Below are 14,763 nucleotides of genomic sequence, written 5' to 3'. Positions count from 1 at the left end.
TTATCTATATTTTCTTTCTTTATTATTTTCAATTATACTTTTAATTAGCACTAAAATCAATAGGAAACAAGGGATATGCCAAGAAATGATCTTTTTGTTCATTAAAACCATTCCAATAATTAGCAAACTCCAAAGTACGATATCGGTTAATTTTTTATTTCTTTTTTCTTTTTTCCACGTTTGTTTACATTTTAAATTTTCTGCGATATGTTTCTTTATAATGCGATTTGTTTCTTCTGTGTTATATTCTAAAGAGTTTGATATGTCTTGAATTAACATTTTTCGAGAATAAAGTTTTTCTTCGTCTGCATACAACACGACCGATTCACTCAAGTCAATAAGTCCGACTGAAATTATACTTATGCAAGCACTTACTAATTCATCAGAACCACTCGTAAATGAAATTCCAAAATCTTTGTCCGACAAATCTTTCTTTAGGTTCGGAAAATCAGAAATAATTTCTGTTGCTGGATTAAAATAAATTTCAACAAAGGTTTGATTTCCGTTTAGTACACAATCTATCGAGTCAATTTGGTTGAAATCATCAAATTTTTCAAAGTCATTTAAGAATTTAAAATCATAACCTATCTCCTTAATTTTATCTTCAAGTTCAGTTTTAGTCGGAAGTTTACTTTTCTGAACAAAATTTATTAATGTCATTGACATAGTTTCTTGCTTGATTTTTAGTATGTTGACAACTTCGAGATAAAAAGATATCCTTCGACAACATTGTATTAAGATTAGGTTTCCACTATAAATCGAAACTCTATAGCCTTAAAATTTATAGGCCACACTTAGCTGAAAGTTATTTGATTTTGCCTTAGCAGTAATATTATTAAGATTGTCTTCAGAGCCAACGCCTATCGGCATTTCTACAGAATTTGAAATACCAAGAATGTAGCGAACGTCAAATACAAAATGATTTATCTCTACACCCGCTTCGAACAAGGCTCCAAATAAAATATTTTCAAAATTATCTTTATAACTTTCAGTATTAGCAAGAATGGACAATTGTGGGCCAATACCTATGTAAACTGTTGGAATTGGATACCACTTGCCTATTAAAGGAATATTTATATAATCTACAAATTGATCTTTAACGCCTTCACGAGAATATAAGACTTCTGTCTGGGCATGAAAATGGGTATTTAATGCTAAATCTACAAAAGATCCAACATGAAAACCAGTTCCATTTTCTTCCGTAAATTTAAAATCATGAATGTTCTCTTCAAACTTCGTGGTAGAGAAATTCAGTCCGGCTTTTACTCCAAAGTTTATCTGAGAAAAAGAATAAAAGCTAACAAAAAATAATACAAAAGCGCATAAAGTTTTCATTTTCAAGGATTAAAATTATTAGCTAATGTATTATTTTTTTCAATTCACAGTTAAAATATTATTTCTGATATTGTTAAATTCGAATTCCTCTCCTTCTAATTTTCCCATAAGTAAACGGGCTACGGGAGAATTAGCACCAACTGCGTAGTAAATTTCATTATCTAACTCTAATTTACCCGCAGGAATACTAACAAAATAATTAGATGCTGAAGTTTTTACCAGGCTACCCAATTGCACATGTTGAGCATCCTGCCTGCTTTTGGCCAATTTTAGTGTATCTTTTTGCTGCTTAAATTCTTTTAGCTGATTGGATAATTTATTCCATTCTTCACTCATCATTTCTCTACCAGTTTCATATTTATCGCCGGCGCTATTTTTCCCTTCATTTTCCATATCCTCTTCAAGATCTTTTAAGGATTTTAAAATACGCTGAATGCGAGATTCAACATATTCGTCACACATACTATACAAATGCTGTTTTGTCGTCAAATTCAATATTATTTATCTTTAATTTCTTTCGGTTTATCTAAATCTAAAGCGCCGTAGAACTTCATTTGCTGAGTAATCCAGCTTTTTCTTCGGCTTATATAATTACTTGCAGGGTTGGCTCTATATTCACGCGGATTTGGCAAAATAGCCGCAATGGCGGCAGCTTCAGTTGCACTTAAATTTACCGCATCTTTTTTAAACCAAGATTGCGCTGCTGCCTGTGCTCCGTAAACTCCTTTGCCCATTTCAATACTATTCAGGTAAATTTCGAGGATACGTTCTTTGCTCCACAAAAGCTCTATCAAAAACGTGAAATAAGCCTCAAAGCCTTTACGAACATAATTTCTACCCTGCCATAAAAATGCATTCTTAGCCGTTTGCTGAGATATGGTACTTGCCCCGCGCACTCTTTTTCCTTTTCGGTTATTTTCTATTGCTTTTTGAATCGCTTTAAAATCGAATCCACTATGATTTTCAAAATTTTGATCTTCACTACAAATTACTGCCAATTGCAGATTTTTAGAAATTTCTTCTATGGGCACCCACTCGTGCTTAATTTCTTCTTCCGGATATTCAAAATATCGTATGGCCATTAATGGCGTAAATGGCAGCGGAACCCATTTAAAAATCAATACTAAGAGAAAAGAAATCAAGAAAAACCAGCCTATAAGCTTTGCTATAAATCGTAGTACTTTTTTTATCATCCGCTAATTTTTGCTAATTCTTTACCAACCAAACTTCCTATCGCAATCCCCATTCCGCCTAACTTCACACCGTAAAAAACATTAACCGATAATTGACCAATTTCAGGTTTTTTATGTTCGCCTATTCCCATAATTCCGCTCCAACGCTGATCGATCTCAATTTTATGATTAGGCAAAATGGTTGTTTTCAAAAGTTCTTCTAATTTTTGCTGAATAAGATCTGTTTGTCCAAATTGGGTAGTTTCTTCACCTTTTTCATCTAAATTTCTTCCGCCACCCAAAAGAATTCTATTATTAATATTTCTGAAATAATAAAACCCTCTATCCAGATGAAATGTTCCTTTAATCTGAAGGTTTTCTATTGGTTTAGTTACCAAAACCTGTGCTCTAGCCGGTTTTACAGAAGTGATTCCAAACTTTGAAGCAAAGCCGTTTGTTGCAATAAATAACTTTCTACACTTCACTTCGAAATTGGACGTTTTTACCAATACTTTATCGCCACAGTCTTCCATATTTTGGACGGCAATATTATTTAAAATTCGAATACCTTTTTTATAAACTTTTCGTAATAATTGAGACATCATTTTGCCGGTATCAATCTGAGATTCGAAAGGAGAGAAGATTAATTTTTCAGTAGTATTTTGGAAACCGAATTTATTTTCTTTAAGACAAAAACAGTCTTCCTCAAAAACCTGCTGCAGCATTTGATTAATCTTGGACATTTCAGCTAAGCATTTTTCCTGAAGCATTTTATCTTTTTCCAGAAACACTTCATAACCCCCATGATTTTTGAATCCGATAGCTTCATCGCCCAAATTCTTCCGAAGTAATTTTAAGCCATCTACTCGTTTTTGAATAAGATCAATCACTTCCTTATCTGGTAATGTTTTTAGATCTTCCAGAATTTCAGAAAGGCTCCCAAAACATGCAAAACCAGCATTTTTGGTACTTGCACCTTCGGGCAACAATCCTTTTTCTAAAATAAGAATAGTGGCTCCAGGATAATCTTTTTGCAGCTGAAGTGCACAATTAAGACCTGTGATGCCACTCCCTACAATTACAAAGTCTACATCTGTGAACCAGCTGTTTTGTTCCCAATAAGAAAAATTCATCTTTAGCAATTATGCAATGAAATTACATAAAGTTTTAGAGATTCAATAGGAATTACGGAAAAGACACTCGTTTTTCCGAAGAGAATAAGAAGAAGTGAAACAAAACTCATAAAAAAAAGCCCCGAAAAAATCGAGGCTTTTAAATATTATTATATGAATAAAGCTTATTCTGCCGGATTCATTTTAAAATCGTCCATAAATGCTGTTGTATAATCACCAGCAACATATCTTGGATCATCCATCAGTTGACGATGGAAAGGAATCGTTGTTTTAATACCTTCGATCACAAATTCATCTAAAGCACGTTTCATTTTATTGATGGCTTCCTCACGCGTTTGAGCGGTCGTGATTAACTTTGCAATCATTGAATCGTAATGCGGAGGTATAATATAACCACTATATACATGAGTATCTATACGAATCCCGTGACCACCCGGTGTGTGAAGAGTTTCAATCTTCCCCGGTGATGGTCTAAAGTTATTATAAGGGTCTTCGGCATTAATACGACATTCTATAGAATGTAGTTGTGGTTCGTAGTTTTTACCAGAAATCGGAATTCCGGCAGCTACTAATATTTGTTCTCTAATCAAATCGTAATCAATTACCTGCTCGGTAATAGGGTGTTCTACCTGGATACGAGTATTCATTTCCATAAAGTAGAATTTACGATGTTTATCAACCAAAAATTCTACAGTCCCAGCACCTTCATATTTAATATATTCTGCTGCTTTTACTGCTGCTTCTCCCATTTGCTTACGCAATTTTGGCGTCATAAACGGAGAAGGTGTTTCTTCAGTTAATTTTTGGTGACGGCGTTGTACAGAACAATCTCTCTCTGAAAGATGGCAAGCTTTACCGGTTTGATCACCAATCACCTGAATTTCGATATGGCGAGGCTCTTCGATAAGCTTCTCCATATACATCCCATCGTTTCCAAAAGATGCTCCAGCTTCCTGACGAGCAGAATCCCATGCTGCCTGAAGATTTTCTTCTTTCCAAACGGCACGCATTCCCTTACCTCCTCCACCGGCGGTAGCTTTTAACATGACAGGGAATCCAATTTCCTTAGCTAATTTTTGACATTCAGCGAAATCTTCTAAAATCCCTTCTGAACCAGGAACACAAGGAACTCCTGCTGCTTTCATTGTTGCTTTAGCAGTTGCTTTATCTCCCATTTTGCTAATCATATCTGCAGAAGCACCAATAAATTTAATATCGTGTTCTTCGCAAATCTTAGAAAATTTAGCATTCTCTGAAAGAAATCCATATCCCGGGTGAATAGCATCAGCATTAGTTATCTCGGCTGCTGAAATGATATTAGAAATCTTTAAATATGACAAATTACTTTGAGGAGGCCCTATACAAACCGCTTCATCTGCAAACCTTACGTGAAGACTTTCTGCATCGGCAGTAGAGTATACAGCAACCGTTTTAATACCCATCTCTTTACAAGTACGGATAATACGCATCGCGATTTCTCCCCTATTGGCAATTAATATTTTTTTAAACATACCTGTGGTTTTTCTTTACAGCACGATTAGGCACTGCATAAAATTGGTAAGAATTAAGAAGGATCTACTAAAAATAATGGCTGATCGAATTCTACCGGAGAAGAATCGTCTACCAGTACTTTCACAATCTTACCAGAAACTTCGCTTTCAATTTCGTTAAAGAGCTTCATTGCTTCGATCACACAAAGCACATCTCCTTCTTTGATTGTATTGCCAACTTCTGCAAATACAGGCTTATCTGGTGAAGGCTTACGATAAAAAGTTCCTATGATAGGAGATTTTACAGTAATATAATTTGCATTATCATCTTCAGCAGGTTTTGCTTCCTCTTTTGGCGCTGCACTTTCTTGCGGTGCCGCAGGCGCAGGTGCTTGTTGTTGTACCGGCATTTGTGGTTGTACCTGGCCACCCACTGGCACTTGTTGTACAACGGTAGTTTCTTTCTCGTCTGAGCCTGTTCTAATCGTGATCTTTACATCACCGGTCTCCAGCTTAACTTCACTGGCACCAGACTTGGCAACAAACTTTATTAAATTCTGAATTTCTTTTAAATCCATAATAACAAGGGTGTTTTTTTAAGAATTATAAGCCCATTTTAGATACGTAGCTCCCCATGTGAAACCACCTCCAAATGATGCAAATATTAGATTGTCTCCTTTTTTAAATTTCTTTTCGTAATCACTAAGTAATAACGGTAATGTAGCAGAAGTTGTATTCCCATATCTTTCGATATTCATGAGTACCTTTTCGTCTACAACGCCCATTCTACTTGCTGTAGCGCCAATTATCCTTTTATTAGCCTGATGCGCCACTAACCAATCAACATCTTCATTAGTTAAATTATTACGCTCCATTATTTGAGCGCTAACACCAGACATATTGGAAACAGCATATTTAAATACCGTTTTTCCGTCTTGTTTTACGTAATGTAGCTTTTTAGCAATAGTTTCTTCAGAGGCTGGTAAAAGTGAACCACCAGCTTCTATTCTAAGTGAATTTCTACCAATAGAATCACATCTTAAAATTTCATCCTGGAGTCCAAAACCATCTTCATTAGGTTCTAGCAAAACAGCGCCAGCACCATCACCAAAAATTATGCAGGTTGTTCTATCTGTATAATCAATAATAGAAGACATTTTATCTGCTCCTACCACCAATACTTTTTTGTAGCGTCCCGATTCTATATATGCAGCACCTGTAGACATTCCATATAGAAAACCTGAACATGCTGCCTGTAAATCATAAGCAAACGCATTAACAGCTCCAATTTCTGAAGCTACGTGAACTCCCGTAGCCGCCACCGGCATATCTGGAGTGGCAGTTGCAAGAATTACCATATCAATTTCTTCTGGATCTACACCGGATTTATTGATAAGATCCTTCGCTGCCTGTATCCCTAAGTATGAAGTTCCTTTATTGGGATCTTTTAAAATTCTTCTTTCCTTAATTCCAGTTCTGGTAGTAATCCATTCATCATTGGTTTCTACCATCTCCTCCAACATTTTGTTGGTCAACACATCTTCTGGCACATAGCCACCTACAGCTGTTATGGCTGCTGTGATTTTATTCATAGAATTGAATTTATACACCTTGTTTGCAGCTCATTACTGTACAAACAATTAGAGAAATGTACTAAAATTTCTGTAAACAGGGGTGTAAATTAAGGTCTTTTTGGGACTTAATCAACTAAAAACAAAAAACTCCCACGTTGTGAGAGTTTCTATATATTTTTGAAGCCCTAATCAAGATTAAGCTTCTACTTCTTCTGTGTTATCAATTAACACCTGACCGCGGTAGTATAACTTACCTTCGTGCCAGTGAGCTCTGTGATATAAATGTGCCTCACCAGTTGTAGGATCTGTAGCGATCTTTGGTGCAGTCGCTTTGTAATGAGTTCTTCTCTTGTCCCTTCTGGTTTTAGATATCTTTCTCTTTGGATGTGCCATGGCTTACTATTATTTAATCGTTTAGTAAATTTTTTAATTTATCCCATCGGGGATCAATATCGTCCCCATCTTTCTTTTCTTTTTTGCCTATGCTTAGCTCCTCCAGTTTATCCAACACTTCAGATTCTAAACTCCCGTCTTCTACCCCAGGATGAATCTTCTTTGCAGGAACTGCAAGAACAATAAGTTCATAAATGTATTGCTGTACGTTAACTTCAAACTCACCATGCGGCAAAATCAATAAATCTTCATTGTCATCATTAAACTCATCACCAAATTTTATAACCAGAAATAAACTACTGTCTATTGGCTGATCGTAAGGCTCGTTAGTCACATCACAATTTATATTCACTGTGCCTGAAGCTTCAAAAGTAAGCTCCATCATCGTGGATTTCTTGTCGAATAACAAGTCGACTTTTACATCGGCACTGTTAAACTCTTCGTACTCAAAATGCTCAAAGAACTCATTGTCAATCTCATACTCAAACTGGTGCTTCCCAAGCTTTAACCCCACATAAGGGATTGTATAGGCTTTCATTTTCCTCATATCATCCTCAGTTTTGAGTTTTCGCCCTTTTACAAAGGCGGCTGCAAAGATAAAAAATAAAATAAACTAAAAGCTTTTTATAAACAATTTTTTGTTTATATCTTTTTACTCTGTCTTTTTAATGGATTTTCGATTAGTTCCAAATACTCTTTTCTGCAGCTAGATATCTCAATTGCCTTAAAAACAGCTTCTTTAAAAGAGCTAATATTGGCTGAATTTGTTCCTGCTATTTCGAAGGCTGTACCGTGATCTGGTGATGTTCTTATTTTACTTAATCCTGCAGTAAAATTCACACCACGACCAAAAGAAAGTGTTTTAAAAGGTATCAATCCTTGATCATGATAAGAAGCTATAACAGCATCGAAATTTTTATAGTTTTTAGAACCAAAGAAGCTATCAGCTGAAAATGGTCCGTAAACCAACTCCCCTTTTTCACGAAATTCGTTAAGCGTAGGTTTTAAAACTTCTTCATCTTCCTTCCCAATAACACCATTATCACCGCTATGCGGATTTATACCCAGAACCGCTATTTTTGGCTTCTGAATTCTAAAATCCTGCTTTAAGGTTTGCTGAATAATCTTAATTTTCTTTTTAATTAATTCCGGAGTAATTACCTCAGCAATATCCTTTAACGCAACATGATCGGTAAGTAGACCAACTTTAAGGTCGTCAGTAATCATTAGCATAAGACTTTCTCCCTGTAATTCTTTTGCAAGGTAATCGGTATGCCCAGGAAAATTAAATTTCTCTGATTGAATAGTGTGTTTATTAATCGGCGCAGTTACAAGGGCGTCAATTTTATCTGACTTCAAAGCTTCGGTAGCAGCTTCCAAAGATTTAAACGCATATTCTCCAACTTTCAAATCTTCTTCACCAAAATTTATAGTCACACTTTCCTTCCACACATTTACGATGTTAATTTTACCATCGATAGCTTCTTCAGCATGATCTATACCCTGAAAGTTAATTCCGAGTTTATACTTTTTCTTTAAAAATGAAATAATCTTGGTAGAGGCAAATATGACGGGAGTACAAAATTCCAACATTCTTGAATCATCGAATGTTTTAAGTACAATCTCACTTCCAATACCATTCAGATCACCTATACTAATTCCTAGTTTTATCTTTTTAGGATGTTTCATACTTCCTTCAAATATATATTTTACTTTTACATAACAAATGTAACCAATATTATAGAATACATGTTTACTGGTATAATAGAAGAGGTAGGAAAAATAAAGAATCTGACAAAAGAAGGGTCAAATCTTCATCTTGAAATTGAAGCTGCAATGACTCCTGAATTAAAGATCGATCAAAGTGTTGCTCATAACGGAGTTTGCCTTACGGTCGTTTCCATAAAAGAACATAGCTATACTGTAACTGCTATCCAAGAAACATTAAATAAGACGAATCTTAAATCTTTAGCTGAAGGGGATTTTGTGAATTTAGAGAGAGGAATGAAGCTTGGTGATCGTTTAGACGGACATATTGTTCAGGGTCATGTAGATCAGACAGCAACATGCACTGAAATTAAGGAAATCGATGGAAGCTGGCAATTTACTTTTAAATACGATCCAGAATTAAACAATATCACTATCGAAAAAGGTTCAATTACTGTAAATGGCGTGAGTTTAACAGTAGTGAATTCTGAAAAAAACTCATTTTCTGTAGCTATTATTCCCTACACTTATGAAAATACAACTTTTGAATATTTTAAAGAAGGTTCACTCATCAACCTAGAATTCGATGTAATTGGCAAGTATGTTAAAAGGATTTCGGAATTATCTTAGATCCTCTCTCTTTGCTTGTAAATATAAGCTCCGCCTATTACAAATCCCGCTAAAACTGCAAATGGAATTTCTTGATCTATTGGAACGCTAAACCCTGGTGGTACCGGACCTCCAGATTGTTTAGATGGTGTGGGAGGGTCGTCACCACCGTTTGCAAAAACAGGAGAATTTAAACTTATGAGAAATAATGTTAATATCGCAAATACTCTTTTCATAATAATCCCATACATAAACAATATCTATTCAATGATATTAACGTAAAACGTGTACAAAAGGTTCTAACATTCGAATACAAAATTATTAATTAAAAACGGTTCTGACGGCTTTTTTCGTCGAATGCACGAGTTTAGTCGTCCAAATTCTACTATTTCGTTTTCTGTTGAGGTAAGTAAGAAGGTGTTTTAAAATATAAGAATGATTGAAGTTCCTTTCGTCTTTTCGCTATAAATTTGAATTTTACCCTTATGTAACATCATAATTTGTTTGCATAAGCTCAAACCTATTCCGCTGCCGTTCTTTTTAGTGGTGAAAAAAGGTACGAAAATGGTTTCCTGAATTTCCTGCGGAATGCCATTCCCATTATCGCTCACTTTTATAAGCGAACCTTCTGAGGTTGAATTTGCGGTTACCAATACCTCTCCTCCTTCAATTCCCTGAAGCGCATCGCGTGAATTTACAATTAAGTTAATTAAAACTTGTTCTATCAGATAGCTATCTGCTTTAATATGTAATTGTGTACTAGGAAGATCAAAAAGTAATTTTATCCCTTGAGATTTCAGTGAAGGTTTCATCAAACGTTCTATGGCAGAAAATAAATCCTTAACAAAAATCGTTTCACGATTAATATGAGTCACTTTGCTAAGACTACGATAAGTTTTAGCGAATTTCATTAAGCCCTCACTGCGTTTCTTTATACTACCAATCGCTTCGCTTAAATCTTCAATATCTAAACCATTTTCTTTAGGATTCTTAAGGTTTTCGGTTACCTGATATTGCAATGTATCGGCTAGTGAAGCTATTGGCGCTATGGAATTCATAATTTCGTGTGTCATTACACTCAAAAGCTTTTTCCATGCTTCAGATTCATTTTGGTTCAACGTTTCGTCGATATTCTGTAACAATATGATCTTAAAAGAATGATCATTTTCGTAAAAAACAGTTTCAGAAACAAGAACTTTTAGTTTTTCACCGTTTACATTGATACTAATAGAGTTTCCGGTAAGATGGCTCATCTCAAAAACGGTTTCGAACAATTCCGGTTTTCGGCTTTTCAGAAACTTCATATTCTTAAAAGATGGGATACTCAGCGTTTTTTTGATGGCTTCATTAGCCCAAAGAACATCACCGGTTTTTTGGTTATAAGAAATAATCCCTACATCAACCATTTCTAATATCTTTTGAAGATAAAGATACTGGGATTCCTTGTTCGAATTAATCTCACGTATCTTATCACTAATTAGATTAAACCCTACGTGAAGTTTTTGAAAATCCTCTGGCGCGTTTTTGCTTACAAATCGCCTTGAGAAATCGTTGTATTTAACCGATTCAAAAAAATCGTCTGTTGCGCTAAAACGTCGGCTTATATATTTATAAAGATTAAAGAAAATAAGTATTGCTGAAAAAAATCCAGCTGCCAGCAAAAGTAATAGACCCAGGCTTATCCCAAATGCCACAGCACATAATGCTGTAAGCAATAGTAAAAGCCTTAATAAAAGACCCAAACTGAATTTTTTATAAATCATATTTATGGAGTCTACGGTATAATGCAGCGCGAGTAATTCCCAATTCTTTAGCAGATTTAGAAATGTTCCCTTTGTTCTTTTCTATCACCTTCAAAATAGTTTGCTTTTCTACAGTTTCCAGATTGGTCTCTTTTAGCTCGATATTTTGAACTGTCGATTTTTCTAATACTGAAAACACCAAATCTTCAGCAGCAAGCACATCAGCCTCAGCCATAATTACCGCTCTTTCCAACACATATTGAAGTTCCCTAACATTCCCCGGAAATGAATGTGATTTTAATTTACTGAAAAAATCTTTTTCAAAAGAAAATGGCTCTTTAAAGTATTTTTCAGCATACATATCAGCAAAATACCGAGAAAGTAAGGTAATGTCGGTGCCGCGATCACGTAGTGGAGGCACTATTAGATCGACCGTATTAATCCTGTAGATTAAATCTTTTCTGAAGGTATTCTCATCGGCAAGGTCACTTAATTCTAAATTTGTAGCACAAATTAATCGAATATCGATTGGAATACTTTGATTAGCGCCTAAGGGAGTAATTGTTCGATTTTGAAGAACACTAAGTAATCTGGCCTGTTGTTGCAGACTAATGTTTCCAATCTCATCTAAAAAAAGTGTCCCACCGTTGGCAGCTTCAAAACGACCTTTTCGATCTTCACGAGCATCGGTAAAGGCGCCCTTTTTATAACCAAAAAGTTCGCTTTCAAACAAACTTTCTGTTAATGCTCCAACATCTACTTTTACAAAAGGCTTATTTTTACGCAAAGATTGATCATGAAGGGCTCTTGCGACCAGATCTTTCCCGGTTCCGTTTTCTCCCAGAATAAGAATATTGGCATCGGTTGGTGCTACTTTTTTCAACTTTTCAAAAACCTGCTGCATTTCTTCACTTTCTCCAACAATACTATTTCCGGCAGCACTAAGCTTTGATATTTGCGGTTTTACAGACTTTTTTTCAATGATCTTTTTTAAAGCTTCGATCATTTTCTCATTCTTCCAGGGCTTTACTATAAAATCTGAAGCTCCCTTTTTTAAGGATCGGATTGCCAAATCAATATCAGCATAAGCAGTAATTAATATGACATCAATTTTAGGATCGACCTGCTTTATTTTATTCAGCCAAAAAATGCCTTCGTTGCCTGTATTGACCACCCCGTTAAAATTCATATCCAAAATCACAACATCGAATTTCTCCTTTTCTAAGATCGAAATGATATTATTTGGATTCTTTTCGGTAATTACCTTATTGGTTAGCGATTTTAACATGATCCGTAATGCAGTTAATACATCTAGATCGTCATCTATAACAAGTATGTTGGCATTCTTCAGTCGCATACTTACAATATTACAACTTTCTGTTACCTATAAATAAAAATGTCTTCGGAAATTTAGCCTACGCTATAGTTGTATTATTTTCGAACATACAGTGTCTTAAAACCGAACACTTTTTGTTGAATACAAAATTATATATTACTAATTACTAGAGATTTATGATTTTGGCATCATTATGACAACCTAATAGAAAAATTAGCATCATAATCTTTAGAATTTCATTTTAAATGGATATACCAATACCAAAAAAACGATTTACTCCACAAAGAATTGCCATGTTTATTGGTGGAATACTTTTAGTAAGCCTAATTGTATTTGTACTGCTTTCCTCTAGTGGCAGCTCTAAACTAAATGTTGAAAAAGAACGTATTAGTATTAGCGCTGTTGCTCAGGATATTTTTCAGGAAAATATTCCTGTAAATGGTGTTGTAATGCCTATCACTACTATCTATCTGGATGCAATTGAAGGAGGACGAGTGGAAGAAAAATTTGTGGAGGATGGCGCCATGATGAAAAAAGGAGATCCCATTCTTAAATTATCGAATACCGATTTAGAATTGAGTTTAGTTAATCAGGAAACGACTGTTTACGACCTTTTGACTCAAATACAGCGGACTCAAAATGCTTCTCGTGAGAATACGATCAATAAATTAAATCAGTTAACCGAAGTAAAAAGTAGTTTAAGAGAAGCGGAAAGAAAATATAAATTGAATAAAAAGCTTTTTGAAAAAGGCGTAATAGCAGAACAAGAATATTTAGAAACCAGAAATAATTACAATTACCAGAAGGATCGCTTAGCCCTAACCGAAAGGGTACTCCAACAAGATTCGATATCTTCAAAACAAGAAAATATACAGGTACGTGAATCCTACGAAAAAACGAGAATGGCTCTAGAGCTAATGCGTAAAAAGGTAGAAGACTTAGTAGTAAAAGCCCCAGTAGACGGACAACTTACTTCTTTAGATGCTGAAATTGGCCAATCCAAATCTAAAGGAGAGCGCTTGGGACAAATCGATGTGATAAGTGGTTACAAGGTAAGGGTTGATGTTGATGAACATTATATCTCCAGAATCTACGCTGGGCAACAAGGAACTTTTAATTTTGATGGTAAAGAATATACACTCGAAATTAAAAAGGTTTACACGCAGGTAGCTAATGGACGATTCCAGGTAGATATGAGTTTTCTTGAAAATGCTCCAGAGAAAATAAGACGTGGGCAAAGCCTGCAAATTCGAGTAGCATTAAGTCAGGAAAAAGAAGCCGTTTTAATTCCGAAGGGCGGATTTTTTCAGGAAACCGGCGGAAATTGGATTTTTAAAGTTAGCGAAGATGGGACTACTGCCTACAAAACCGCTATCCAGTTGGGAAGCCAAAATACCGAATATTACGAAGTACTTTCAGGTTTAGAACCAGGAGATAAAGTAATTACTTCAAGCTATAGTAATTATGAAGATATTCAGGAACTGGTATTGAAAGATTAAAGTAATATTATAAAAATAAGATTCAGAACAAATACATTCATCATGATAAAAATTACAGATCTCGAAAAGTTTTATCGCACAGACGAAGTACAGACCATCGCTATTAATAAACTTTCTTTTGAAGTAAGAGAAGGTGAATTCGTTTCGGTAATGGGTCCATCGGGTTGCGGAAAATCGACCTTACTTAATATTTTAGGGCTTTTAGATGATCCCGATGGCGGAAGCTACATCTTCAACGGAATCGAAGTTGCGGGATTCAATGAGCGTAAACGTGCTAATCTTAGAAAGCATAATATCGGATTTGTTTTCCAGAGTTTCAATCTTATCGACGAGCTTAGCGTGTTCGAAAATGTAGAACTTCCGCTTATTTATACCGGCGTTAAACCGGCAGAGCGTAAAGAACGCGTACACCAAGTATTAGAGAAAATGCAGATTATGCATCGTAGAAAGCATTTCCCGCAGCAACTATCGGGAGGGCAACAACAGCGTGTAGCAGTAGCTCGTGCTGTAGTGAATAATCCAAAATTAATTCTTGCCGATGAGCCTACCGGAAACCTGGATAGTAGTAATGGTAATGAAGTAATGGATTTGCTTACAGAGCTTAACGAAGCGGGAACCACCATCATCATGGTAACGCACAGCGAACACGACGCAAAATACAGTCATCGTATTATAAGAATGTTAGACGGACAAAAAGTTACCGAAAATGTATTAGCAGAGTACAAACATTAATCGTCAATGGGTCATTCATCAATCGGCTTAAAACGGAATCA

At 35.4% G+C, this 14,763-nt stretch carries 17 protein-coding genes; 3 read left to right on the top strand and 14 right to left on the bottom strand.

The window, feature by feature from the left end:
- The 11 genes from QWY91_RS14165 to pdxA form a co-directional block, all read right to left on the bottom strand.
- A complete protein-coding gene (locus QWY91_RS14165) occupies nt 1-666 on the bottom strand; it encodes a hypothetical protein (protein ID WP_290236153.1) in 666 nt (221 codons plus the stop codon).
- 108 nt (nt 667-774) lie between these two features.
- Complete coding sequence (locus QWY91_RS14160) at nt 775-1,335, bottom strand: outer membrane beta-barrel protein (protein ID WP_290236152.1); 561 nt, start codon at nt 1,333-1,335, stop codon at nt 775-777.
- 39 nt (nt 1,336-1,374) lie between these two features.
- On the bottom strand, nt 1,375-1,797 hold the full coding sequence (locus tag QWY91_RS14155) for a transcription elongation factor (RefSeq protein ID WP_290236151.1): 423 nt from the start codon (nt 1,795-1,797) through the stop codon (nt 1,375-1,377).
- Between the two features lie 35 nt (nt 1,798-1,832).
- Nucleotides 1,833-2,528: a monofunctional biosynthetic peptidoglycan transglycosylase gene (gene mtgA, locus QWY91_RS14150; RefSeq protein WP_290236150.1), complete on the bottom strand. Its 696-nt coding sequence runs from the start codon at nt 2,526-2,528 to the stop codon at nt 1,833-1,835.
- Nucleotides 2,525-3,640: an NAD(P)/FAD-dependent oxidoreductase gene (locus QWY91_RS14145; RefSeq protein ID WP_290236149.1), complete on the bottom strand. Its 1,116-nt coding sequence runs from the start codon at nt 3,638-3,640 to the stop codon at nt 2,525-2,527. The genes mtgA and QWY91_RS14145 overlap by 4 nt, the downstream gene beginning before the upstream one ends.
- 164 nt (nt 3,641-3,804) lie before the next feature.
- Nucleotides 3,805-5,151: an acetyl-CoA carboxylase biotin carboxylase subunit gene (accC, locus tag QWY91_RS14140; protein ID WP_290236148.1), complete on the bottom strand. Its 1,347-nt coding sequence runs from the start codon at nt 5,149-5,151 to the stop codon at nt 3,805-3,807.
- Between the two features lie 53 nt (nt 5,152-5,204).
- Nucleotides 5,205-5,708 (bottom strand): acetyl-CoA carboxylase biotin carboxyl carrier protein, encoded by a 504-nt coding sequence (gene accB / locus QWY91_RS14135; protein ID WP_290236147.1) that lies wholly within the window; start codon nt 5,706-5,708, stop codon nt 5,205-5,207.
- 18 nt (nt 5,709-5,726) lie between these two features.
- Nucleotides 5,727-6,722, bottom strand: coding sequence for a beta-ketoacyl-ACP synthase III (locus tag QWY91_RS14130; RefSeq protein WP_290236146.1), 996 nt, complete (start codon nt 6,720-6,722; stop codon nt 5,727-5,729).
- Between the two features lie 177 nt (nt 6,723-6,899).
- Nucleotides 6,900-7,097, bottom strand: coding sequence for a 50S ribosomal protein L32 (gene rpmF / locus QWY91_RS14125; RefSeq protein ID WP_270062772.1), 198 nt, complete (start codon nt 7,095-7,097; stop codon nt 6,900-6,902).
- A 13-nt stretch (nt 7,098-7,110) separates the two neighbouring features.
- Entirely contained in the window at nt 7,111-7,644 is a 534-nt protein-coding gene (locus QWY91_RS14120; RefSeq protein WP_290236145.1) for a YceD family protein, read from the bottom strand.
- Between the two features lie 95 nt (nt 7,645-7,739).
- A complete protein-coding gene (gene pdxA / locus QWY91_RS14115; protein WP_290236144.1) occupies nt 7,740-8,786 on the bottom strand; it encodes a 4-hydroxythreonine-4-phosphate dehydrogenase PdxA in 1,047 nt (348 codons plus the stop codon).
- A 60-nt stretch (nt 8,787-8,846) separates the two neighbouring features.
- Here pdxA and QWY91_RS14110 point away from each other — a divergent pair, with 60 nt between their 5' ends.
- On the top strand, nt 8,847-9,434 hold the full coding sequence (locus tag QWY91_RS14110) for a riboflavin synthase (RefSeq protein ID WP_290236143.1): 588 nt from the start codon (nt 8,847-8,849) through the stop codon (nt 9,432-9,434).
- Here QWY91_RS14110 and QWY91_RS14105 read toward each other — a convergent pair.
- The 3 genes from QWY91_RS14105 to QWY91_RS14095 all read right to left on the bottom strand — a co-directional run bounded on the left by QWY91_RS14105 (nt 9,431) and on the right by QWY91_RS14095 (nt 12,512).
- A complete protein-coding gene (locus QWY91_RS14105; RefSeq protein ID WP_290236142.1) occupies nt 9,431-9,664 on the bottom strand; it encodes a hypothetical protein in 234 nt (77 codons plus the stop codon). The two genes, QWY91_RS14110 and QWY91_RS14105, sit on opposite strands and share 4 nt — an antisense overlap.
- Before the next feature lie 171 nt (nt 9,665-9,835).
- Nucleotides 9,836-11,176, bottom strand: coding sequence for a sensor histidine kinase (locus QWY91_RS14100; protein ID WP_290236141.1), 1,341 nt, complete (start codon nt 11,174-11,176; stop codon nt 9,836-9,838).
- Nucleotides 11,166-12,512: a sigma-54-dependent transcriptional regulator gene (locus QWY91_RS14095; RefSeq protein ID WP_290236140.1), complete on the bottom strand. Its 1,347-nt coding sequence runs from the start codon at nt 12,510-12,512 to the stop codon at nt 11,166-11,168. Before QWY91_RS14095 ends, QWY91_RS14100 begins: the two co-directional genes overlap by 11 nt.
- A gap of 224 nt (nt 12,513-12,736) precedes the next feature.
- On the opposite strand from QWY91_RS14095, the gene QWY91_RS14090 reads away from it, so the two are divergent.
- On the top strand, nt 12,737-13,990 hold the full coding sequence (locus tag QWY91_RS14090; protein WP_290236139.1) for an efflux RND transporter periplasmic adaptor subunit: 1,254 nt from the start codon (nt 12,737-12,739) through the stop codon (nt 13,988-13,990).
- A gap of 42 nt (nt 13,991-14,032) precedes the next feature.
- On the top strand, nt 14,033-14,722 hold the full coding sequence (locus QWY91_RS14085; protein ID WP_290236138.1) for an ABC transporter ATP-binding protein: 690 nt from the start codon (nt 14,033-14,035) through the stop codon (nt 14,720-14,722).
- Nucleotides 14,723-14,763 lie beyond the last annotated feature (41 nt).

The sequence above is a fragment of the Zunongwangia endophytica genome (assembly GCF_030409505.1).
GTDB lineage: Bacteria > Bacteroidota > Bacteroidia > Flavobacteriales > Flavobacteriaceae > Zunongwangia > Zunongwangia endophytica.
This window is presented reverse-complemented; position numbering and strand designations above follow the sequence as displayed.